The following is a 22,631-nucleotide window of genomic DNA, read 5'->3' as shown; positions in this document are numbered from 1 at the left end:
CAATAAGCGCAAAACCCCAGGTCACAGCTTTGCTCAGGTCAGAGCGCGGAACGTTTCGGTCACGGCGGCGTCCAGCGGGGCCACCTCGACGGGGATGCCGTTGAGGACGGCGTTGCCCGACAGCGGGTCGAGGAGGCTGCCGTCGAGGAGCTGGTTGACGTTGGCGCCGGGGTCGGCGGCGGCGTGCCGCGTGCGGGTGCCGGGCCGGTCGTGCCCCCAGCCGTGCGGCAGGCTCACCACCCCCGGACGTACGACGTCGGTGACCTCGGCGGGCGCGGTCACCTCTCCCCCGGCGCCCTTGACGCGTACCGGCTGTCCGTCCCGTACGCCGAGGCGTGCGGCGTCCTCGGGGTGGAGGTGCAGGGTGCAGCGGTTGGAGCCGCCGGTGAGGGCGGGCACGTTGTGCATCCAGCTGTTGTTGGAGCGCAGGTGGCGGCGGCCGACGAGGACGAGTCCGGCGGGGCGTTCGCCGAGGGCGGCGCGCAGCCGGGGGAGGTCGGCGGCGATCGGTTCCGGGAGCAGCTCCACCGTGCCGCTGCGGGTCTTCAGCGGCCGGGGCAGCCGCGGGCGCAGGGGGCCGAGGTCGATGCCGTGCGGGTGGGCGAGGAGTTTCTCCAGGGTGAGCCCGTCGGGGTCGGCGCCGAAGCCGTCGCCGTACGGGCCGAGGCGCAGCATCATGTCGAGGCGCCGTTCGGGGCCGTTCTCGCCGGTGAGCAGGGCGGCGAGCTCCTTGGGGTCGCGGCCGTGGACCGGGGAGTGCGGCTCCCGGACCGCCTTGGCGAGGGTCTGGTCGGTCACCAGGGCGTCGACGGCGCCGGGGTCGGCGCCGTGCGTGCCGGTCGCGGCGAGGATCAGCCGGGCCAGGATCTCGGTCTCGGCCATCCGGCCGGGCTCCAGGGGGACGGCGGGGCGGGTGTAGCGGACCTGGTTGCGCACGGCGAGGGTGTTGAAGGCGAAGTCGTGGTGCGGGCTCTGCGCGGGCGGGGGCGGCGGCAGGACGACGTCGGCGTGGCGTGAGGTCTCGTTGAGGTACGGGTCGACGCTGACCATGAAGTCGAGTGAGCCGAGCGCCTTGTCGAGCCGGTCGCCGTCCGGGGCGGAGAGCACCGGGTTGGCGGCGACGGCGACGAGCGCGCGGATCGGCTCGCCGTCGTCGGTGGGGGTGTCGATCTCCTCGGCGAGGGCGGACAGCGGCAGTTCGCCCTTGGCCTCGGGGTGCCGGCTCACCCGGGAGTGCCAGCGCCCGAGGGCGAAGCCGCGGCCGGGTCCGGCGGGGCGCGGGGTCCTGTCGGTGGCGGCCTGCGGGAAGAGGGCGCCGCCGGGCCGGTCGAGGTTGCCGGTGAGGATGTTGAGGACGTCGACGAGCCAGCTGGCGAGGGTGCCGTGCGGGACGGTGCAGCTCCCGATGCGGGCGTAGACGGCGGCGGTGGGGGCGGCGGCGAGTTCCCGGGCGAGGGTGCGCAGGGTGGCGGCGTCGACGTCGCAGGCGGGGGCCACGGCCTCGGGGGTGAAGTCGCGCAGCGCCGCTTCGAGTTCGTCGAGCCCCGTCAGGTGCGGTGCCAGTTCCCCGGGGTCGGCCAGGCCCTCGTCGAACAGGGTGTGCGCCAGTGCCGCGAGCAGCAGCGCGTCGGTGCCGGGGCGGACGGCGAGGTGCCGGTCGGCGAGGCGGGCGGTGCGGGTGCGGCGCGGGTCGACGACGGTGAGGGTGCCGCCGCGGGCCTTGAGCGCCTTGAGCCGGCCGGGGAAGTCGGGGGCGGTGCACAGGCTGCCGTTGGACTCCAGGGGGTTGGCGCCGATGAGCAGCAGGTGGTCGGTGCGGTCGAGGTCGGGTACGGGGATGGCGTTCGCGTCGCCGAAGAGCAGTCCGCAGGCGACGTGCTTGGGCATCTGGTCGACCGTGGAGGCGGTGAACAGGCTGCGGGTGCCGAGCCCGGCGATGAGCACGGGCGGGTAGAGGGCGCCGGCCACGGTGTGGACGTTGGGGTTGCCCAGGACGATGCCGACGGCGTGCGGTCCGTACCGCTCGACGACGGGCCGTATCCCGGCGGCCACGGCGTCGAACGCCTCCGCCCAGGTGGCCTCGCGCAGTTCCCCGTCGACGCGGACGAGCGGGGCGCGCAGCCGGTCGGGGTCGGAGTCGACGGCCCCGAAGGCGGCGCCCTTGGGGCAGATGAAGCCCTTGCTGAACACGTCGTCGCGGTCGCCGCGGGCGCCGGTGACGCGGCCGTCGTCGATGGTGAGCGTCAGGCCGCAGGTGGCCTCGCACAGGGGGCAGATACGAAGGGCGGTGCGGGACACGGGTCCTCCCGGGTGCGGCGGCTGCGGTGGCGCGCGGACGGGCCGAGCATACCGACCGGTAGGCATGGAGGGGAGGGGTCGGCCCGGGAGGCGCTCGGGGCCGGGTTCAGTCCAGCGTCCGGGCCAGATGGGCCCGCAGCATCTCGCGCAGTTCGCCGATGATCTTCTCGTCCCCCTCGGGCGCCATCCGGAAGGCCAGGTGGACGAGGGCGTCGGCGGTCTCGACGGCGACGAGAACGGCGCGGCGCAGGTCGTCGTCGGCCGCGTGGCCGAGGTGGCCGGAGAGCAGGTCGGTGAGGCGGTCGGCGACGCGGTGGTTGGGTTCGGTGCGGCGGGTGCCGACGGGTATCTGGTTGCCGAAGTCGACCAGGGAGAAGCCGGGGGCGGTGCGCTTCATGTCGAGGTACTCGTCGAGCACGACGTCCATGGCGTGCCGCCAGCCCCGGTCACCGGTGACCGCGATGCGTTCGGTGACCCGTTCCGTGAAGCGCTCCAGGTTGCGCTGGGCCAGCGCGTCGGCCATCTGGCGCTTGTTGCCGAAGAAGCGGTAGACGGAGCCGATGGGCACGCCGGCGCGCTCCGCGACCGCGCGGGTGCTCAGGTCGTCGTAGCCGGCCTCGTCGAGGAGTGCGGCGCAGGCGTCGAGGATCCTGGCCAGCCGTTCGGCGCTGCGCCGCTGCACCGGCGCTCGGCGGAGCGATGTCGCGTGGGGCACGGGCCTCATCATGCCCGCTCGTCCCCGCCCGGGGAACCTCACCCTCCGCCAGAGCCCCGCCGGTCCGCTCCGCGCGCCGGCTCCGGGGGGGCCGTTCCTGTCGGCGCGGCGCCCGGTTCCCGGTCCGACACGGTGATGTCGGCCGTGCTCTCCACGGGTTCGCCGTCCACGGCCCACACCGAGCCGTCGTCGGCGTACAGGCGGGCGGTGACGTGGTGCGTGCCGCGCGGGACGGAGTCGCCGGGGAGGTGGTACTCGGGGGTGCGCAGCAGGGCGACGCGGCGGCCGTTCAGCTCCAGGTGCGCCAGTCCGCGGCCGGCGACCGCGCGCCCGCGGGTGCCGTCCGGGGAGAAGCGGAAGTTGCGCACGGTCAGCCGTACGTCCCAGCCGCCGTCGGTGTCGGGGGTGACCTCGACGCCGACGGCGGGCGCGTCCTCCTCGTCCACCTCGCGGTAGGGGCGCCCCGCCCCGTCCCGCTCGTCCAGGAGTTCACCGGCCGGCGAGGACGGCTTCCCGTCCTCGCCCCGGGCATCGCTCGGACCGCAGCCCGCGGATCCGGCCAGGAGTGCGACACAGACCGCGAGCGCGGTGATCAGGCTCCGCGTCCACGACATGCCGGGGAGCGTAGAACACGGGTACGACCTCGCGGATCCCCCTGAAGTCGGGTTCCGTGTCCTCCGCCGAGAGGAGGAGGGCGGAGGGGGAACGGAGATCGCGGCTTCCCCTTGCGCCGCGGAAACCGCAATCCTACGGTGTTCCATAGGAATCCGACCGCAAGGGAGCACCGGGCATGAGCGATGGGGGCACCACCCGCACGAGCACGTTCGAGCGCGAGGGAGCGCGCAAGATCGCCGAGGGGCTGGAGCACCTCTCCGGTTTCGGCAATGAGCACAGCTCCGAGGCGGTCCCGGGCGCCCTGCCCGAGGGCCGCAACGCGCCGCAGCGCGCACCGCTCGGGCTGTACGCGGAGCAGCTGAGCGGTACGGCGTTCACCGAGCCCCGCGCGGAGAACCGCCGCTCCTGGCTGTACCGGATCCGCCCGTCGGCCGCCCATCCGGCGTTCACCCGCACGGGCAACGGGTCGCTGCGCACCGCGCCCTTCACCCAGACCGTGCCCGACCCCAACCGGCTGCGCTGGAACCCGCTGCCGGAACCCGCCGAGGGGACGGACTTCCTGGCCGGTCTGTGGACCCTGGGCGGCAACGGGGACGTCACCCAGCGCAGCGGCATGGCCGTGCACCTGTACCACGCCAACGCCTCGATGGACCGGGTCTTCGGTGACGCCGACGGTGAGCTGCTGATCGTCCCCGAGCGCGGCGGGCTGCTGCTGCGCACGGAGTTCGGCCTGCTGCATGTGGAGCCGGGACACATCGCGTTGATTCCTCGTGGGGTGCGGTTCCGTGTGGACCTCCTCGAGGACTCTGCCCGCGGTTATGTGTGCGAGAACTACGGGGCGCCGTTCCGGCTCCCCGACCTCGGCCCGATCGGCGCCAACGGGCTGGCCAACGCCCGGGACTTCCGGGCGCCCGTCGCCGCGTACGAGGACGTCGAGGGGCCGGTGGAGGTGGTGAACAAGTTCTGCGGCAACCTGTGGTCGGCCACGTACGACCACTCCCCGCTGGATGTCGTCGCCTGGCACGGCAACCATGTGCCCTACGCCTACGATCTGCGCCGCTTCAATGTGATGGGCACCATCTCGTACGACCACCCGGACCCGTCGATCTTCACGGTGCTGACGTCCCCGAGCGACACCCCGGGGCTGGCCGGGGTGGACTTCGTGGTCTTCGCGCCCCGCTGGCTGGTGGGTGAGGACACCTTCCGGCCGCCGTACTTCCACCGGAACGTGATGAGCGAGTACATGGGCCTGATCGAGGGCGCGTACGACGCGAAGGCGGAGGGCTTCGTGCCGGGCGGGGGCTCGCTGCACAACATGATGTCGGCGCACGGCCCGGACCGGGAGACGTTCGACCGGGCGAGCGCCGCGGAGCTGCGCCCGCAGAAGATCGACGACGGCCTGGCCTTCATGTTCGAGACCCGCTGGCCGGTGTCCCTGACCCCTCAGGCGGCACGGGCGGACCACCTCCAGCAGGGCTACGACGGCGTGTGGCAGGGACTCGAGCGTCACTTCCAGCCGTTGCACTGAACGTTCCCCGACCGGTACGGATAGCCCGTGACCTCCTTCGCTCCGGATTCGATCGTCCTGAACCGCAAGTTGCCGCTCTGGTACCAGGTGTCGCAGTCGCTGCGCGCCTCGATCCTCGGCCGCTCGCCCCAGGACCCGCTGCGGCTGCCCACCGAGGAGCAGCTCGCCGGGCACTACGGGGTGAGCGTGCTGACCATGCGGCAGGCGCTGAAGGAGCTGGAGGACGAGGGGCTGATCACCCGCCACCGCCGGCGCGGCACGTTCATCGAGCCCGGCGCCCGGCGGGGCGCCCCGGTGCGGCTGCTGGGCTCGGTGGACGCGATCGTGGCCCAGCAGTCCGGCATGACGACCGAGTTGCTGGAGCACGGTCCGGCGCCGGTGCCTGCGGAGCTCGCCGAGTACTTCCCGGACCTGTCCGAGGCGGCGGCGTACCACCGGCTGCGCGGTGACGAGAAGACGGGCGAGCCGACCAACCACGCCCGCAACTGGGTCCGTCCCGAACTGGCCGCCCGTATCGACCCGGGCGACCTGCTGCGGTGGCCGATGACCAAGGTGCTGCGGGACGTCGTCGGCGCGGACATCAGCCGCATCACGGACACGGTGGAGGCGCGGCTCGCGGACCCGGAGACGGCCCGGCTGCTCCAAGTGCCGTTGCTCAGCCCGATCCTGCACTACACGGGCGTCACCTACGACACCGACGGCCGTCCCCTGGACGTGGCCGTCATCCACTACCGGGGCGACCGCTTCTCCTTCACGGTGACCCTGGACGCCACCTGATCCGCCACCCCCCACAGGCCGTACGATGCCCTGCGTGACGCACGACGACGCTCCGCTGCTGGCGGACCTCATGCCGTGGTCCGTCGCACCGCCGCGGCTCGGCCGGGGGTGGCCGGCGGCCCCCGACGCGGCGTCCCTGAAGGCCCGTTGGGACGCCCTGGTGAAGGCCGAGGGGCCGGACCGCGAGGCACTGTTCGAGCCGACCCGTTCCCGGACGCCGCACACCGCGGTCGGCCGGCTGCCGGGGCAGAGCGGCGGCACGGAGAGGCTGGCCCGCGCGTCGGGTCCGTGCCCCGAGCCGGTACGGGTCCTGTACGCCCCGTTCGACGAACAGTGGCTGATCCCCGACCAGCGGCTGATCGACGCGGCCCGGCCGGAGTTGTGGCGGGTGGCGGACGAGCGGCAGATCTTCGTCGTGGAGGCGGGCACGGCCCGGGACCTCACGGGCCCTCCCCTGCTGGCCACGTCCCTGCCGCCGCTGCTGCGCACCGGCCGCGTCCGCCCGCTGTACCGTCGGCCGGGCGCCGCGGAACCGAACCTGGCTCCGGGCCTGACGGAACACCTCACCGCCCGGCTGGACCGGGACACCTCGCCGGTGGACGTCCTCGCCTGGACGATGGCGGCGGCGCGCGCCACGCCCGCCGGGCCCGCGGTGCCGCTCACCGGGGACGCCGGCGTGTGGGACCGGGGCGTCGCGGTGGGCCGCCGGATGCTGTGGCTGTCGCGGCGCGACGGGGAACGGCCCAGGCTCCCCGGCGGGCGCCGCCCGTACGTGCGCGCCCCGCTGCCCTCCCGGCCGGTGACCGTGGACTACGACCGGGACGGGGAGACGCTGCTGCTCGACGAGGGCCGCATCTCCCCGGTGCCGTCCGGGGCCTGGGACTTCGAGGCCGGCGGGGTCCGGGTGCTGGAGCAGTGGTGCGCGGCCCGCACGCGGCCGGCCGAGCCGGGCACCCTGGCCGCGATCGGGCCGGCCGGCTGGCCGCAGGCCTGGACCTCGGAGCTCCTGGAACTGATCACGGTCCTCGCCCTGCTGGCCGAACTGCGCCCGGAACAGGAGGCGCTGACGGACGCCGCCCTCCCCGACCCGGTCACACCGGCCGAGCTGCGCGCGGCGGGCGTGCTCCCGGTGCCGCCCTCCGCACGCCGCCCCGCCTCGGTGCTGGACGCCCACGAGGAGGGGCCGGAGGGCCAGCTCGCGCTGATCTGAGGGTCAGCCGCGGGGCTCGAAGCCGTCCAGCACCCGGCCGAGCGCCCGCTCGAACACCGCCTCCAGGTCGATCGGCCCGGCGTCCTCCGCGAAGGCCGCCGCCATCCGCGGGTACGCACCGCTCGCGATCCGGCCGCCCAGGTAGGCGATCCGGACCGCGTCCTCCTGCTCCTGCGACCAGGGCAGCGAACGGGTCCGCTCGGCGGTGGCCAGCTCGTTGGAGACGTAGGTCGTCACGACGCCGTTCAGCATCGCGATCAGCTCCAGCTTCGTGCCGTAGGGCTCGGGGAGCGGGTCCAGGCAGGCCAGGCAGTGTTCGAGGAACCGCAGGGAGTTGGGGCTGAAGCCGTACACCGGTGACATCAGCCGCGGCAGCCAGGGGTGGCGGTGCATCAGCGCGCGGGTCCGGTGGGCCACCTGGAGCATGTCCGCGCGCCAGTCGCCGCCCGGCTCCCACAGTTCGTGCTCGCCGCCGACCGCGTCCACCATCAGCTCGTGCAGGTCCTCCTTGCGGGGGACGTAGTTGTACAGCGACATCGTGCCGCAGCCCAGTTCGGCGGCGACGCGGCGCATGGAGACCGCGTCGAGGCCCTCCGCGTCGGCGATCCGCACCGCCGCCGCCGCGATGTCGGCGCGCGTGTACGCCGGTCGCGGTCCGCGGCCGGTGCGCTCGGGGCGCGCCCAGATCACGTGGGGTTCGGCCGCTCGGCCCGCCATCGTTCATCACCTCGCCCACCATCGTAGTTACGTACACCGTACGTAGTGCGCTATGGTCGTCTCATGACTACTACGTACGCTGTACTTAGTGAGGGTCTGGAGAAGCGCTTCGGGGAGGTCCATGCCCTGCGCGGGCTGGATCTCGCGGTGGCCGAGGGCACGGTGTGCGGGGTGCTCGGGCCCAACGGCGCGGGCAAGACCACGGCCGTACGGCTGCTGACCACGCTGCTGCGGCCCGACGCGGGATCCGCGCGGATCGCGGGCCACGACCTCGTACGGGAGGCCGCCGCCGTACGGCGCGGGATCGGCGTCACCGGGCAGGACACCTCGATCGACGGGGACCTCACGGGCCGCGAGAACCTGCGGCTGTTCGCCCGGCTGCACCGGGTGGACGGGGCGGCCGCACGGGCCGCCGAACTGCTGGACCGCTTCGGGCTGACGGAGGCGGCCGACCGGCCGGCGTCCGGCTGGTCGGGCGGTATGCGGCGCCGGCTGGACCTGGCGGCGAGCCTGATCCGCCGTCCCGAGGTGCTGTTCCTGGACGAGCCGACGACCGGGCTCGACCCGGCCAGCCGCACTCTCATCTGGGACGTGGTGCGGGAACTGGCCGGTGAGGGCACGACCGTGCTGCTCACCACCCAGTACCTGGAGGAGGCCGACCGGCTCGCCGACGACATCGCCCTGGTGGACCGGGGCCGGGTCGCGCACACCGGCTCGCCGGCCGAGCTCAAGGCGCTGGTCGGCACGCACGCCGAGGTGGTGGTGGCGGACGCGGAGGCGCTGACGGCGGCGGCCGGGGTGCTCGACCGGATGACGGGCGCCCGGCCGTCCCTGGACCGGGAGCGCAACGCCGTCGGCGCGGTCACCAAGGACCCGACCCTCACCCTCCCCCACCTGGTGCGCACGCTGGACGCGGCGGGCGTGCCGCTGCTCGACGCGAGCCTGCGGCCTCCGACCCTCGACGACGTGTTCCTGCGGCTGACCGGCGGAACCGGCCACCACCCCCTCGACGACAAGGAGCGTGCCGCATGAGCACGTTGGCGTACGACGGCACCGCGATGCTCGGCCGGCAGCTGCGGCGGATGCGGAACAACCCGGGGCTGCTGATCCTCACCCAGACGATGCCGGTCAGCATGCTGCTGTTCTTCGGCTACGTCTTCGGCAGCGCGCTCGCCGTACCGGGTGCGGAGTACCGGTCCTTCCTGGTGCCGGGACTGCTGGTGGCGACGGCGGCGGGCGGGGTCATGACCGGCATGTTCCAGTCGGCGCAGGATGTCCACCGGGGGGTGACGGACCGGTTCCGCACGCTGCCGGTGAGCCGGGCGGCCGTGCCGGTGGGCCAGGCGGCGGCGGACGTGCTGGTGACGGCGGCCGGGACGGTGCCGTTCCTGCTGGTGGGGCTCGCGGTGGGCTGGCGGGTGGAGGGCGGCGCGCTCTCAGCCGCGGGTGCCGTCGCCCTGTTGCTGCTGTTCCGGTTCGCGTGCGTGTGGATCGGGATGTTCCTCGGTCTGCTCACCCGGAACGAGGAGGCGGCCGGTCAGCTCGGCGGGGCGACCTTCCTGCTGCCGCTGCTGTCCAGCGCGTACATCCCGACGGCGGGGCTGCCGGACGGGTTGCGTACGGTCGCGGAGTGGAATCCGATCAGCGCGGTGGCGACGGCGCTGCGGGACCTGTTCGGCAACGCGCCGGTGCCCGACGGGGCGGCCTGGCCGGTGGCGCATCCCGTCGCGGGGTCACTGGGGTGGTGCGCGGTGCTGCTGGTGGTGTTCGTACCGCTCGCGGTACGGCAGTACGGGCGCGGGAGGGGGTGAGGTCCCGGGGCGGATGTCAGGTCCCTGCCAGGATGGAACCGACCGGTGTGCCCCCGGAGCGCTGCCGGGCGGGAACGGGGGCGCCGGCATGGGGAGGTGCCGGTGTCGGGTCGGGCGCCGGAGGGCCGCCGCGTGCCGTGGGGATGACGGACGGGGCGGGGCGCCGCGCCGGGACGGAGGTGGACCGTCCGGGCGCCGGCGCTACCGGCTGCCGAACAGGGAGCGGCGCAGTCGGCGCAGCGGGGCGAAGAGCGAGACGCGGCTCGCCCGGGCCCGCGCGCCCCTGGCGCCGCGGTCGTGCGCGGTGTCACGCGCGATGAGCTCGCGCATCAGCGACGTCGCCTCGGCCGTCTCCCGCTGCGGGACCGCGGGGCCCCCGAGAACCGAGAGATGGCGGTCGAGGCGCGAACTGGTCGCGCTGCTACCGCACGTGATCGCAGGGACCCTGGCCCTGCTGCGCACCGTTATCTGTTCCATGTCACTCCCCACCCGTACGAGTCCACCCGGCCCGGGCAGGGTAACCCTATCGCCCCGTTCGGGCACTCGTGTATCGAGGTCACAGGATTCACCTTCCCCATAAGGGGGTTGACGAACACGCGTCGATTACTCTCCGAATCCGACCGTTTTCAGGGCGAGTTGGATGACGGGTTGCGAAGTGGGGCGCGGTGACCCGCCATCAGGTTCGACGGTCACGGCGAGTGACGTCGCGGCGGTGTCGAGGCCGGAGGCGATCAGGGGCGTGTCGCCCTCGAACAGCCCCAGGGAACGCGGTCGTGCGTCCGGGCCCATGAGCCAGAGCTGGCGCACACGTCCGTTCGGGGGGTCGTCGTATCCGCCGAGGGTGACGACCGCACTGCGGGTCGATGCGGAGGCGATCACTCCGATCGTACGGCCCCGCGCGTCCCGGCCGCTGCTCACGCGGGCGTCCGGGGCGGCGAGAACGTGGGCGATCTCACGTGACCGGTCGCGTTCGGCGGCCAGTCGGTCCTGGGTCCGGTCCGCCTGGACGGCGAAGAGCGCGGCGACGACGAGCGCCGCGGCGGCGGTGGCCGTGGCGAACGGCACGAACAGCGGCGCACGGCGCCGCTCGCGGGGGTGCGGCGGGGGCGCGGCGCCCCAGACGTGCGGTGGGAGCCGCGTGTCACGCGCGCGTGCCGGTTCCCGGGACGCGGCTTCCTGCGGGGTGGTCCGTACGGCGGCCATGACCCGGTCCCGCAGCGCGGCGGGCGCGGGGGCGGCCGTGGACCAGGCGAGGCGGACGGCGTCCTCGGCGAGGGCCCGCACCTCGGCGGTACAGCGGGCGCAGGACTCCAGGTGCTTCTCGAAGCGGACGCGTTCGGCGGGTTCCAGGGCGTCGAGGGCGTAGGGGGCGGCGAGGGAGTGCGGGTCCCCGCGGCGCGCCAGTCGGTCGAACAGGCTCATGCCGCGCCTCCCAGGCAGTCGCGCAGGCGGGTCAGTCCGTCGCGCATACGGGTCTTGACCGTGCCCAGCGGCAGCGACAGCCGCTCCGCCACCTCGCGGTAGGTGTAGCCGTCGTAGTAGGCGAGGGTGACCGACTGTCTCTGGAGCGCGGTGAGGCGGTCCAGGCAGCGGCGCACCCACTCGCGTTCGAGTCCGGCCTCGACCTCCTCGGCGACCTGGTCGAAGGCGGGTTCGTGACCGCGCCGGGCCTCGCGCCGCTCGCGTTCGCCGGCCGCGCGGGCGCTGCGCACCCGGTCGACGGCGCGGCGGTGGGCGAGGGTGAGGACCCAGGACAGCGCGCTGCCCCGGCCGGGGTCGAACCGCGGGGCGGAGCGCCAGAGTTCGAGCAGCACCTCCTGGGCCACCTCCTCGGACTGGGCGGAATCGCGCACCACGCGCCGCACCAGCCCGTACACCGGCCCGGAGACCAGTGCGTACAGGTCCTCGAACGCCTTCTGGTCACCCCCGGCCACCAGCGTCAGCAGCTCGTCCGCCTCCAACGCGCCTCCCCCTCTCCAGGCCCCTGCGGGCCGCCCGGTCACACGAGGCCTGCGCGGCGAGCGAGCCTCCGGACGGTAAGTACGGATCGACGGACCGAAAACGCGGGCCGGCAGCGAGAAATGCTACGGGCGTACGGGTCCGGCGGGAGGGGCCGGAAGAAATTCCGAACTCCACCAATCCGGCCCGTCGTCCGCTCCGAAACCCAGTGCGTCAAGGCAAGTCGGCACTGAGGACGGACGGCATGACAACTGACTCCAGGACCGGTGCGGGACGCGGGAGTCTCGCGACCCTGATCTGCGGGGCGCTGGCCGCCGGGGGGCTCGCGGCGGCCGGCGTGACCGCGCTGGAACCCGAGGCGGCCTCCGCCTCCAGCCACCGGGAGGCCCCGCTGATCTCGGGCACCCCGCAGTACGACAACACGGACCTGTACGCGTTCGTCAGTCCCGACAAGCCGGACACGACGACGATCATCGCGAACTGGATCCCCTTCGAGGAGCCGGCCGGCGGGCCGAACTTCTTCACGTTCGCCGAGGACGCGCAGTACGACATCCACATCGACAACAACGGGGACGCGCAGGGCGAGCTGCTCTTCCGCTACACGTTCAGGACGCACACGAAGAACGACAAGACGTTCCTGTACAACACCGGCCCCGTCACCAGTCTGGACGACCCGGACCTCAACATCACGCAGACCTACGACATCGAGCTGCTGAAACTGAAGGACCAGCACGCGGTGTCCCGCACGAAGATCGCGGACGACGTGCCGGTCGCACCGTCGAACGTCGGCAAGGCGTCCATGCCGGACTACGGCACCCTGCGCGAGCAGGCGGTGCGCGAACTGGCGGGCGGGACGACGACGTTCGCCGGGCAGGCCGACGACCCGTTCTTCCTGGACCTGCGGGTCTTCGACCTGCTGTACGGCGGGAACCTCTCCGAGGTCGGCAACGACACGCTCAAGGGCTACAACGTCAACTCCCTGGCGCTCCAGGTCCCGACCCACCTGATCACCGAGTCCGCCGACCAGCCGGTCGTGGGCATCTGGTCGACGACGCAGCGCAAGAACGCCGAAGGACACTTCGTGCAGGTGTCGCGGCTGGGCAACCCGCTGGTCAACGAGGTCGTCAATCCGCTGAAGGACAAGGACACGTTCAACGCGTCCGCGCCGTGGGACGACGCGCGGTTCCTGAAGAACGTCACGGAGCCGGAGCTGCCGAAGCTCATCGAGGCGATCTACAAGATCCCCGCGCCGGACGAGCCGCGGAATGATCTCGTCGACGTGTTCCTGAAGGGCGTCGAGGGGCTCAACCAGCCGCCGCACGTGAAACCTTCGGAGATGCTGCGGCTGAACACGTCCATCGAGCCGGCCGCCGAGCCGAAGCGGCTGGGCGTCCTGGACGGGGACAACGCCGGCTTCCCCAACGGGCGCCGGCTGACGGACGACGTGATCGACGCCTCGCTGCAGGTCGTCGAGGGGGAACTGGTCGGAGCGAAGAACGACCTGGGGGACGCGGTCGACGCCAACGACAAGGAGTTCGGTGCGGCCTTCCCGTATCTGGCGAACCCGACGGAGGGGTCGCGCGGCCCGCTCGCGAAAGGCGTGGACGGCGGCAACGACGTACGCAACCAGCTCGGTGACGCGCTGCGGCCGGCCGGCGCGGACGGGGCCGACAACACGACCCTGATCGCCGCGTCCGCCGGTGCGGGAGCCGGCGGGCTGCTGCTGATCGGCCTGGCGCTGGCGTGGTGGCGCCGGATGCGCGGCCGGGCGTACTGACCCTGATCGGCGCGGCCCGTCCCAGCGGCACGGACCGCGCCGCCGAACACCGAGGAGAGACCATGGCTCCGCGTACGAACGACAGCGCCGGCGACGACGAGCGGGCGGCCGCCCCGCCGGCATCCTGCCCCGGCGGAACACCGGACGCCCCACGGCCGCCCACCGGGGGCGGGCCGCCGGCCGGGGCACCGGAAGAAGGGCACGCGGTGAAGCCGCGTCGGGAACAGCCGGACGCGCGCGGAGCGGCGCGGGAACACGAGCCGAAAGCCACCCGCGACGCGGAAACGGAACACGATCCCAAGGCCACCCGCGGCACGGAGCCCACCGGCCGTGCACAGACGGAGACCGGTCACCGCGCGGAAGCACGACACGAACCCAAGGTCGCCCGCGGCGCGGAACCCACCAGCCGTGCGCGGACGGAGAGCGAACCGGGGACCGGTCGCCGCGCGGAGGCGGAACGTGCCCCGGAAGCCGGGCACGGGACGGGAAACGGGCGCGGGGCGGACACCACCGGCCGTGTGCCGGCCGAGGACGGGACGGAGGCCGCCCGGCACCCGCGGGCGGAGCACGTGCCGGGCGCCGGCCGGCGTCCGGAGGCGGAGCCCGGCCACCGGGTACCGGGTGGGGATCCGGCGGCCTCCGCCGGGGCGGGTCGCGCCGGGGCGCGGGGCGCGGCCCTGCGGCGGTTCGCCGCTGCCGCCCGGCGGGGGCGGGGGCCGCGTGTCGTCTCATGTGTCGTCCTGCTGGCCGTCGCGGTCACCGCCGGGAGCGTCGCGATGGGAGGCGGGCGGGACGAGGGACGGGCCGGGGCGGCCGGTGCCGCGCCGGCGGCCGTCGCCGGGGTGCTCGCCGGAGGTGATCTCGGGGCCGGAATCCGGTCGTTGCAGGCTCATCTGCGGGCGCAGCCGAAGGACTTCGGCGGCTGGGCGACGCTCGGGACCGCCTACGTCGAGCAGGCGCGGACCCAGGGGGACCCCTCACGCTATCCGCAGGCCGAGCGGGCGCTCGAGCGTTCCCTCGCGCTCGCCCCCGGCAACGAGCAGGCCCTCGCCGGGCAGGCCGCCCTCGCCGCCGCGCGGCACGACTTCACCGGCGCCCTGGCCCACGCCGACCGGGCCCTGGAGCGGAACCCCTACAGCGAGCGCGCCCTGTGCTCCCGTATCGACGCGCTGGTCGAGCTCGGCCGGTACGAGGAGGCCGCCGGCGCCGCCGCCACCGCCGACCGCAGGCGGCCGGGGGTACCCGTGTTCACGCGGTACGCGTACGTGCGGGAGCTGCGGGGCGACGTGCGCACCGCGCGGGAGGTGCTGCGACGGGCCCTCGACAGCGCGTCCTCGCCCGGGGACGTGGCGTACGTCGCGACCGCGCTGGGACAGCTCGCCTGGAACCAGGGCGAGTACGGGACGGCTCTCACGCACTACGCGCGGGCGCTCGCCGCCGACGACGGCTACCTCCCCGCCCTGGAGGGCCGGGCCCGCGCGCAGGCCGCGAGCGGTGACCGCGCGGGCGCCATCGGGACACTGGAGCAGGTCGTCGTCCGCTCCCCTCTGCCCGGCCCGCTGGTCGCGCTCGGCGAGCTGTACGAGGACCGGGGCGCCGACGGCGACCGCGCGAGGGCACGCGACCAGTACGCCCTCGTCGACGCCTGGACCGCGCTGGCCCGGGCCGGCGGGGTCGAGGCCGGCCTGGACACCGCGCTCGCCGCCGCCGACCACGGGAACGCCGGTGAGGCGCTGCGCGCGGCCCGCGCGGAGTGGGACCGGCGGCACAGCGTGCACACCGCGGACGCCCTCGCCTGGGCCCTGCACGTCAACGGCCGCGACGAGGAGGCCCTCCCGTACGCCCGCCGCGCCACGGCCACCGGCTACCGCAACGCCGCCTTCCTCCACCACCGAGGCATGATCGAGAAGGCCGCCGGGCACGACCGCGCCGCCCGCCGCTCCCTCACCGCCGCGCTGGAGCTGAACCCCGGCTTCTCCCCACTCGGCGCCCGCGCGGCCCGCGCCGCGCTGAAGGAACTGGAGGGAGCACGGTGAACCTCCGCCGCCGCGTCGCCGCCGGTGCCGCCGGCCTGACCGCCGCCTGCGCGCTCGCGCTGGTCCCGGCCACGGCGGCGAGCGCGCACCCGCTCGGCAACTTCACCGTCAACCGCCACGACGGGCTGGTGGTCGCACCCGGTGAGCTGCGCGTCCACCACGTCGAGGACCTCGCCGAGATCCCGGCTGCCCAGGCGGGCCCGGACCTCGAACGGCTGGGCGGGGACGCCTGGGCCCGGCAGCGCTGTGCCGCGGCTGCGCGGGACAGCGAGACGCACGTCGACGGGCGGGCGTTCCCGCTCACCGTGCGCGCGGCGCACGCGCGCGTGCGGCCCGGTCAGGCGGGGCTCGACACCCTGCGCGTGGAGTGCAGGCTGACCGCGCCCCTCCCCGAGGGCGAGACGGTCGGCCTCCGCTTCCGCGGGGCGGGCGCGTCGTCCGGGCCGGGCTGGCGGGAGATCACCGCGCGGGGCGACCGTACGACCCTCATCGCCTCGGACGTACCGACGGCCTCGCCGTCCGGCGAACTGACCCGGTATCCGGAGAAGCTGCTCTCGTCCCCGGCCGACACCAGGACCGCGGCCCTGCGCGTCCGTCCGGGCGGTCCGGCGCTGACGGAGGCGGGGGCGGAGGCCGACGCTCCCGCCTCCGCCGTGCTCCCGCGCGGTGCCGACCGCTGGACCCGCGCGCTCGACGACCTCGTCGCCCGGCGCGACCTGACCGCGGGTTTCGCCGCGCTCGCGCTGCTGATCGCCGTCGGGCTCGGCGCGATGCACGCGCTCGCCCCCGGCCACGGCAAGACGCTCATGGCCGCGACGGCGGCGGCGCGCGGGGGCGGGGCCCGGCTGCGGGACGTCCTGCCCATGGCCGCCTCGGTCACCGTCACCCACACGCTCGGCGTGGTCGCCCTGGGCCTGCTGGTCACGGCCGGTTCGGCCGCCGCGCCCTCGGTGATCGCCTGGCTGGGCATCGCGAGCGGGGCACTCGTCACCCTGGCCGGCGTGAGCCTCGTACGCCGGGCCCTGCGCCACCGGAACCACGCGCACCATCACGACCACGGGCACGAGCACGAGCACACGCACACCCATACGCACGGCGGTCACACCCACACCCATCCCACCGCCCCCACCCTGCGCGGCACGGTCCTGCTCGGTTTCGCCGGCGGGCTGGTGCCCAGTCCGTCCGCCGTCGTGGTGCTGGTCGGCGCCGCCGCGCTCGGCCAGGCCTGGTTCGGGCTACTGCTCGTCGTCGCGTACGGCGTCGGGCTGGCCCTGACGCTCACCGCGGCCGGGTACGCGGTCGTGAAGGCGGGCAGCGGGGTGACCAGGCTGCTGGCCCGGCGCCCCCGCTGGACGGCGGCCCCGTGGGCGACGCTCGTGCGCCGGAGTGCGCCCCTGGGATCGGCGTTCGTCGTCGTGGCCCTGGGTGCCGGATTGGTGTTCAGGGGGGCGGCATCCGCACTCGGCTGAGCTACTTTCATGAGGAAAGGGAGAATTCGCCCGGATGCGAATGGGGGCGCCGTGTCCGAAGAACCGGGCAGTGAGCGGGTGGTCGCGGGCCGGTACCGGCTGCTGTCACCGCTGGGTGAGGGCGGCATGGGCACCGTGTGGCGGGCCCGCGACGAGCTGCTGCACCGCGAGGTCGCCGTCAAGGAGGTGCGCGCCCCGGCCGGACTGCCGGCGTCCGACGTGGAGCGGATGTACGCGCGGCTGGAGCGGGAGGCGTGGGCGGCGGCCCGGATCGCCGACCGCAACGTGGTGACGGTGTACGACGTGGCGATGGAGGACGGCCGTCCGTGGATCGTCATGGAGCTGGTGCGCGGTCTGTCGCTGGCCGAGGTGCTGGACGCGGAGGGACCGCTGTCCCCGCGGCGGGCCGCGCACATCGGCGCGGAGGTGCTCGCCGCGCTGCGGGCCGCGCACGGGGCGGGGGTGCTGCACCGGGACGTGAAGCCGGCCAACGTGCTGATCGCGAACGACGGGCGGACCGTGCTGACCGACTTCGGGATCGCCATGGTCGAGGGCAGCTCGGCGCTGACCATGACCGGGGAGGTCGTCGGTTCGCCCGAGTTCCTCGCGCCGGAGCGGGCGCTGGGGCGCACGCCGGGGCCCGAGTCGGACCTGTGGTCGCTCGGCGTGCTGCTGTACGCGGCGGTCGAGGGCCACTCGCCCTTCCGTCAGGACACCCCGCTCAGCACGCTGCGGGCGATCGTCGACGAGGAGTTGCCGCCGCCGCGCCGGGCGGGTCCGCTCGCCCCGGTCGTCGAGGGGCTGTTGCGGAAGGATCCGGCCGAGCGGCTGCCGGCGGAGCGGGCGGAGCAGGACCTGCGGCTCGTCGGGGCGGGGGGTGATCCCCGCGCGGACACGGCGCGTCCGGTGCCGTACACCCCGACGGTGGCCGCGCTGCCGCAGCCGGGGGCGTACCCGTCCGCTCCCCCGCCGCCGGTCACGGGAGCGCCGGCGGCGACCACCGCGGTCACCCGGCCCGGACGCGACCGGCGTGCCGCGGTCGCCCTGGTGGCGGGTGTGGTGGTCCTGGCCCTGGCGCTGGCCGGGCTGACGTACGCGCTGCTGGACCGCGGGGACGACGGACCCGACGCCAAGGGCACCAAGGGCCAGGCGAGTTCGCCCGCGCACACCGGCGACGACGAGGACGACGGCGGCGGGACGCCGGCGACGGACGGTCCGGCGCCGTCCCCCACCGCGAGCGAGGGGGAGGAGAAGTCCACTCCCCCGCCGCAGACGGTGTCGGTGACGGTGACCGGCGCGCACACGGAGTACTCCGGGAGCTGTCCGCCGGCGCACGCGCTGGCGCCCGCGTTCACGGCGACGTTCACGGTGGGGCGGCTGCCGGCCGAGGTCTCCTACCGCTGGGTGGCCGAGGACGGCTCGGTGGACGATCCGGGCTGGCGGAAGCTGTCGTTCCCCGAGGGGGACGGGCGCACGAAACAGGACACGGTGGTCGTGACGACGTACTCGGAGACCGGGACGTTCGAAAGCGGGATCGGTGTGGAGGTCCGGGAGCCGGTGCGGACGGTCTCCGAGACGGTGCCGTTCTCGGTGACGTGCGAGGCGGAGACCCCGACGGGCGGGGCCTCCGCTTCTCCTTCCGGTTCGGACGACGGGTACTGACGGGCGCTGACGAATACGGACGCCGGCGGGTCAGGCCGCGGCGTCGAGGACCGGCAGATAGCCGCCGGACTGTCCGGCGGCCGTCGGGTGGTACGAGTTGCCGATGTTGAACCAGTCCACGCTGTGCAGCCAGGAGCTGCCGGAGCAGATCTCGTGGCCGGTGAAGGCGGGGCGGACGTCGCCGAAGGTGAAGCCGTGGGCGCCGGCGCGCCGGGCGATGGCGTTGTCGAGGTGGTCGGCGGCGTCGTTGATCGCCTTCCGCTTGGTCTCGGAGAGACCGACGCAGGAGGTGCCGAGCTTGTAGAAGCGGGGGTAACCGAGCACCACGACGTGGGCGTTGGGGGCCCGGTCGCGGATCGCCGAGTAGACGCTGTCGAGCTTGCCGGGCAGCGTCGAGTCGACGTACGCCCTCGCGGTGGCGATCCGCGAGAGGCAGGAGCTGTCGGACTGGAGCACACAGGTCGTCATGACGTCGGAGAACCCGGCGTCGTTGCCGCCGACACTGATCGAGACCAGGCCGGTCGAGGTGGAGAGCGGGCCGAGCTGCCCGGAGAGGACATCACCCGTTCGGGCGCCCGAGCAGGCCGTGAAGTGGAAGGACGAGGGTGAGTTGGCGGCCTTCCAGAGGTAGGGGTGGGCCTTCGTGCTGCGCTTGCAGTCGCTGCCGTCGGAGATGTAGCTGCCGGCTCCGACACCGGAGGCGTAGGAGTCGCCGAGCGCCACATAGCCGCCGGCTGCGGCCTGTTGGGACGCCTGCGCCGTCGCGGCCCCGGTGAGGGCGGTGGTGGCGGCGAGGAGGAGCGAGCCCAGGAAGAGGGCAAGTCGGGAACGTCTCATGGAACCTCCCTTTAGCAGGATCTCTGCCGCAACCGTGGTACCAACTACGCGTGTTGACCGGAAGTGTCCATGCCAAGACTGTTACTGTTCGATCCTGGACCAAAACCGGCTGTAAGGACTTTTACGCCCTTGACGGCTCCTACGGGGTGCGCCACATTGAAGTCCGTCATCCGACACTTCGGGGGGAAAAGTCGGCCATGCGGAAACACGCATCACGGCAAGAGACTTACGTAACGGCCAAAACTCCGAAAACGTGATCGACCGTTTCAGGTCTTGCCATTCGGGTTCAATCGTCAATACCGTCATACATCTCACCCGCATCGGTCCGTCAGTACGCGGCTCCAGGGGAGGGCTCAGGACCGCGACGAACCGGCGCGGGGCGCGGTAGGGGGGTGCCGTGCTCGGTGACCGCATCGGTGACCGGGCCGTGCCGCGCGGTCGGCCGCCATTGCCGCGGCCGGCCAGTTCTGCCAGCTCACCTGACGTGCACGTCAGCACCATCGGCGTGCCCGTGGGGTGAGAACCCCCCTTTCGAACCGGACGAACAGCCGGGCCGCCCGAGGGGCGGGCGGTCCACCGGACGAGAGGGACCAGACTCATGAGTTCCGTTCTGCAGCCGGCGACCGAGGATCAGGATCCGCCGACCGCCCGCACCTACCGGCCCGTCTCCTCTCACCTGGCCATCGCGCCGCCGGTGAGCGTGGTGATACCGGCCATGAACGAGGCGGAGAACCTGCCGTACGTCTTCAAGACGCTTCCCGACTGGATCCACGAAGTGGTCCTGGTCGACGGCAACTCCACCGACGGCACCGTCGAGGTGGCCCGCGAACTGTGGCCCGCCGTCAAGGTCGTCGGACAGCGCGGCAAGGGCAAGGGGGACGCGCTGCGCTCCGGGTTCGAGGCCTGCACCGGCGACATCATCGTGATGGTCGACGCGGACGGCTCGGCCGACGGCAACGAGATCGTCAGCTACGTCTCCGCGCTGGTCTCCGGCGCGGACTTCGCCAAGGGGTCCCGCTTCGCCAACGGCGGCGGCACCGACGACATGACGTTCATCCGCATGCTGGGCAACCGGGTGCTGTGCGCCGTCGTCAACCGCAAGTTCGGCGCGCGGTACACCGACCTCTGCTACGGCTACAACGCCTTCTGGCGGCACTGCCTGGACAAGATCGACCTCGACTGCACCGGCTTCGAGGTCGAGACCCTGATGAACATCCGGGTCGTCAAGGCCGGCCTCAGGGTGCAGGAGATACCCAGCCACGAGTACCTGCGCATCCACGGCACGAGCAATCTGCGCGCCGTGCGCGACGGGCTGCGCGTGCTGAGAGTGATCCTCGGGGAGCGCTCCAACCGGCGTGCGCTGCGCCGGCGCCCGCGCCCCTCGCCGCTGCTCGACACGGTGCGGGGGAAGGTGTCTTGAGAGATCCCGGCACCCCGGGCGTCTCGGTCGTGATCTGCGCCTACACCGAGGACCGCTGGGAGGATGTCCTCGCGGCGGTCGCCTCGGTACGGGCGCAGTCACGGCCGGCCCTGGAAACCCTGCTGGTCGTCGACCACAACCGGGGCCTCCTGGACCGCCTGGGCAAGGAATACAAGGAGACCGACGACGTGCGGGTGCTCGCCAACGCGGGCCCCCGCGGCCTGTCCGCCGGCCGCAACACCGGGATCGCCGCCTCACGCGGCGATGTCGTCGCCTTCCTCGACGACGACGCGGTGGCCGAACGCGACTGGCTGAAGCACTTCGCCGAGGCGTACGACGATCCGCGCGTGATGGCGGTCGGCGGGCGCACCGAGCCCGTCTGGGCGTCGGGCCGGCGTCCCGACTGGTTCCCCGAGGAGTTCGACTGGGTGGTGGGCTGCACCTACCGGGGTCTGCCGCGCGGGCGGGTGCGGGTGCGCAACGTGCTCGGCGGCAACGCCTCCTTCCGGCGCGAGGCCTTCGACGCGGCGGGCGGCTTCGCCACCGGCATCGGACGCGACGGGAACAAGCGCCCGCTGGGCGGCGAGGAGACGGAACTGTGCATCCGCCTCAGCCGCGCCCGCCCCGACGCGGTCCTGCTGATCGACGACCGCGCGGTGATCCACCACCGGGTGCCCGAGGTCCGCGAGCGCTTCCGCTACTTCCGTACGCGCACCTACGCCGAGGGACTGTCGAAGGCGCTGGTGGCCCGCAGCGTGGGCGCGGAGAAGGGACTGGAGTCCGAACGCCGGTACACCACCCGCGTCCTGCCCGCCGGGGTGGCGCGGGGGCTGCGCGACGCCCTGCTGGCCCGTCCGGGCGGCGCGGGGCGCGCGGGGGCGATCGTGGCGGGGGTCCTCGCGGCGGCGGGCGGCTATGTGGTGGGGAGCGTACGGGCCAGGCGGGGCGGGGTCACCTTCTCCGTGGTGGGGACCGGGGAGGGCGGCGGCCGTGACTGACGTACGCGTGCCGATCCTCATGTACCACGCGGTCACGGCCGATCCCAACGAGGCGACCCGCGCCCTGTCCGTGACCCCGGAGGCGTTCGCCGAACAGATGGCGGTGCTCGCGGACCGGGGCCTCACCCCCGTCACCACGGCCGAACTGGCCGCGCACTGGCGCTCGGGCCGCCCGCTGCCCGCGCGGCCGGTCCTCGTCACCTTCGACGACGGCTACGAGGGCGTGCACCGGCACGCGCTGCCCGTGCTCGCCGGGCACGGCTTCCCGGCCACCCTGTTCGTCACCACGGGCTGGCTGAGAGGGCCGTACGACACCGGCGGCGGCCTGGACACCATGCTCGACTGGGACCAGGTGCGCGAACTGGCCGCCGCGGGCGTCGAGATCGGCGGGCACAGCCACAGCCATCCGCAGCTCGACCGGCTCGACGAGGACCGGCTGCGCTCCGAGCTGATCCTGTGCAAGGAGATCGTCTCGGACCAGCTCGGCTCCGTACCCGCCTCGTTCGCGTATCCCTACGGCTACTCCAGCCGCCGGGTGCGCCGGGCGGTGCGGGAGACGGGGTACGCCCAGGCGCTCGCCGTCGGCAACGGTCTCGCCCGCCGCGCCCAGGGGCCGTACGCCCTGCGGCGGGTGACGGTACGCAGGTCCACGTCCGCCGCCGAGTTCGAACGGCTGGTGGAGGGGCGGGCCGTCGCGCGTACCTTCGCCCGGGACCGCGCACTGACCAAGGGGTACGCGATGGTGCGCCGGGCCCGGCAGGCACGGCGGCTGATCCGCCGGCCGCCGGGCTGAGGCGTGGAC

General features: G+C 73.8%; 20 protein-coding genes. 12 read left to right on the top strand and 8 right to left on the bottom strand.

Going from position 1 to position 22,631, the window contains the following annotated elements; translation table 11 throughout:
* Window positions 1-33: 33 nt before the first annotated feature.
* From IH50_RS0126120 to IH50_RS0126110, 3 genes are all read right to left on the bottom strand, one after another.
* Window positions 34-2,298, bottom strand: a complete 2,265-nt coding sequence (locus IH50_RS0126120) for a molybdopterin oxidoreductase family protein (protein WP_030867109.1) — start codon at window positions 2,296-2,298, stop codon at window positions 34-36.
* 106 nt (window positions 2,299-2,404) lie between these two features.
* Window positions 2,405-3,022, bottom strand: a complete 618-nt coding sequence (locus tag IH50_RS0126115; RefSeq protein WP_030867106.1) for a TetR/AcrR family transcriptional regulator — start codon at window positions 3,020-3,022, stop codon at window positions 2,405-2,407.
* A gap of 29 nt (window positions 3,023-3,051) precedes the next feature.
* Window positions 3,052-3,627 carry a hypothetical protein gene (locus IH50_RS0126110; protein ID WP_030867103.1) on the bottom strand — a complete coding sequence of 192 codons (576 nt, stop codon included), beginning with the start codon at window positions 3,625-3,627 and terminating at the stop codon, window positions 3,052-3,054.
* 176 nt (window positions 3,628-3,803) lie between these two features.
* On the opposite strand from IH50_RS0126110, the gene hmgA reads away from it, so the two are divergent.
* From hmgA to IH50_RS0126095, 3 genes are read left to right on the top strand one after another with little or no spacing between them, the layout of a single operon-like run.
* The gene (gene hmgA / locus IH50_RS0126105; RefSeq protein WP_030867098.1) at window positions 3,804-5,156 is read left to right on the top strand and encodes a homogentisate 1,2-dioxygenase; all 1,353 of its coding nucleotides are present in this window, start codon (window positions 3,804-3,806) and stop codon (window positions 5,154-5,156) included.
* Window positions 5,157-5,183: 27 nt separating this feature from the next.
* Window positions 5,184-5,933, top strand: coding sequence for a GntR family transcriptional regulator (locus IH50_RS0126100; RefSeq protein WP_030867096.1), 750 nt, complete (start codon window positions 5,184-5,186; stop codon window positions 5,931-5,933).
* 25 nt (window positions 5,934-5,958) lie between these two features.
* Window positions 5,959-7,143, top strand: a complete 1,185-nt coding sequence (locus IH50_RS0126095) for a type ISP restriction/modification enzyme (protein WP_030867093.1) — start codon at window positions 5,959-5,961, stop codon at window positions 7,141-7,143.
* A 3-nt stretch (window positions 7,144-7,146) separates the two neighbouring features.
* Here the strand turns inward: IH50_RS0126095 and IH50_RS0126090 are convergent, their stop codons facing one another.
* Window positions 7,147-7,860, bottom strand: coding sequence for a TetR/AcrR family transcriptional regulator (locus tag IH50_RS0126090; protein ID WP_030867091.1), 714 nt, complete (start codon window positions 7,858-7,860; stop codon window positions 7,147-7,149).
* Between the two features lie 63 nt (window positions 7,861-7,923).
* Here IH50_RS0126090 and IH50_RS0126085 point away from each other — a divergent pair, with 63 nt between their 5' ends.
* Both IH50_RS0126085 and IH50_RS0126080 read left to right on the top strand, forming a co-directional pair.
* Window positions 7,924-8,892: a daunorubicin resistance protein DrrA family ABC transporter ATP-binding protein gene (locus IH50_RS0126085; RefSeq protein ID WP_030867088.1), complete on the top strand. Its 969-nt coding sequence runs from the start codon at window positions 7,924-7,926 to the stop codon at window positions 8,890-8,892.
* Entirely contained in the window at window positions 8,889-9,671 is a 783-nt protein-coding gene (locus IH50_RS0126080; RefSeq protein WP_030867086.1) for an ABC transporter permease, read from the top strand. The genes IH50_RS0126085 and IH50_RS0126080 overlap by 4 nt, the downstream gene beginning before the upstream one ends.
* A gap of 201 nt (window positions 9,672-9,872) precedes the next feature.
* On the opposite strand, the gene IH50_RS0126075 is transcribed toward IH50_RS0126080, so the two are convergent.
* The 3 genes from IH50_RS0126075 to IH50_RS0126065 all read right to left on the bottom strand — a co-directional run bounded on the left by IH50_RS0126075 (window position 9,873) and on the right by IH50_RS0126065 (window position 11,632).
* On the bottom strand, window positions 9,873-10,148 hold the full coding sequence (locus tag IH50_RS0126075; RefSeq protein ID WP_030867084.1) for a hypothetical protein: 276 nt from the start codon (window positions 10,146-10,148) through the stop codon (window positions 9,873-9,875).
* Window positions 10,149-10,274: 126 nt separating this feature from the next.
* Window positions 10,275-11,093 (bottom strand): anti-sigma factor, encoded by an 819-nt coding sequence (locus IH50_RS0126070; RefSeq protein WP_030867081.1) that lies wholly within the window; start codon window positions 11,091-11,093, stop codon window positions 10,275-10,277.
* Window positions 11,090-11,632, bottom strand: a complete 543-nt coding sequence (locus IH50_RS0126065; RefSeq protein ID WP_030867077.1) for a sigma-70 family RNA polymerase sigma factor — start codon at window positions 11,630-11,632, stop codon at window positions 11,090-11,092. The genes IH50_RS0126070 and IH50_RS0126065 overlap by 4 nt, the downstream gene beginning before the upstream one ends.
* Window positions 11,633-11,874: 242 nt before the next feature.
* Between IH50_RS0126065 and IH50_RS0126060 the strand changes: the two genes are divergently transcribed.
* From IH50_RS0126060 to IH50_RS0126045, 4 genes are all read left to right on the top strand, one after another.
* A complete protein-coding gene (locus IH50_RS0126060; RefSeq protein ID WP_030867075.1) occupies window positions 11,875-13,407 on the top strand; it encodes a DUF4331 domain-containing protein in 1,533 nt (510 codons plus the stop codon).
* Between the two features lie 518 nt (window positions 13,408-13,925).
* On the top strand, window positions 13,926-15,443 hold the full coding sequence (locus IH50_RS0126055) for a tetratricopeptide repeat protein (RefSeq protein WP_324617153.1): 1,518 nt from the start codon (window positions 13,926-13,928) through the stop codon (window positions 15,441-15,443).
* Entirely contained in the window at window positions 15,440-16,912 is a 1,473-nt protein-coding gene (locus IH50_RS0126050; RefSeq protein WP_030867068.1) for a sulfite exporter TauE/SafE family protein, read from the top strand. Before IH50_RS0126055 ends, IH50_RS0126050 begins: the two co-directional genes overlap by 4 nt.
* A 78-nt stretch (window positions 16,913-16,990) precedes the next feature.
* The gene (locus IH50_RS0126045; protein ID WP_030867064.1) at window positions 16,991-18,574 is read left to right on the top strand and encodes a protein kinase domain-containing protein; all 1,584 of its coding nucleotides are present in this window, start codon (window positions 16,991-16,993) and stop codon (window positions 18,572-18,574) included.
* Between the two features lie 30 nt (window positions 18,575-18,604).
* Here IH50_RS0126045 and IH50_RS0126040 read toward each other — a convergent pair whose 3' ends face one another.
* Window positions 18,605-19,411: an SGNH/GDSL hydrolase family protein gene (locus IH50_RS0126040; protein ID WP_030867060.1), complete on the bottom strand. Its 807-nt coding sequence runs from the start codon at window positions 19,409-19,411 to the stop codon at window positions 18,605-18,607.
* A gap of 598 nt (window positions 19,412-20,009) precedes the next feature.
* Between IH50_RS0126040 and IH50_RS0126035 the strand changes: the two genes are divergently transcribed.
* The 3 genes from IH50_RS0126035 to IH50_RS0126025 are packed head-to-tail and all read left to right on the top strand — an operon-like array spanning window position 20,010 to window position 22,622.
* Complete coding sequence (locus IH50_RS0126035) at window positions 20,010-20,831, top strand: glycosyltransferase family 2 protein (protein WP_030867058.1); 822 nt, start codon at window positions 20,010-20,012, stop codon at window positions 20,829-20,831.
* The gene (locus tag IH50_RS0126030; RefSeq protein WP_030867057.1) at window positions 20,828-21,829 is read left to right on the top strand and encodes a glycosyltransferase; all 1,002 of its coding nucleotides are present in this window, start codon (window positions 20,828-20,830) and stop codon (window positions 21,827-21,829) included. Before IH50_RS0126035 ends, IH50_RS0126030 begins: the two co-directional genes overlap by 4 nt.
* On the top strand, window positions 21,822-22,622 hold the full coding sequence (locus IH50_RS0126025; RefSeq protein WP_030867055.1) for a polysaccharide deacetylase family protein: 801 nt from the start codon (window positions 21,822-21,824) through the stop codon (window positions 22,620-22,622). The genes IH50_RS0126030 and IH50_RS0126025 overlap by 8 nt, the downstream gene beginning before the upstream one ends.
* The last annotated feature ends 9 nt before the right edge of the window (window positions 22,623-22,631 follow it).

The sequence above is a fragment of the Streptomyces sp. NRRL S-37 genome, from assembly GCF_000721605.1.
GTDB lineage: Bacteria > Actinomycetota > Actinomycetes > Streptomycetales > Streptomycetaceae > Streptomyces.
Note: the sequence above shows the minus strand (reverse complement) of the source record. Positions and strands in the feature narration are given on the sequence as shown.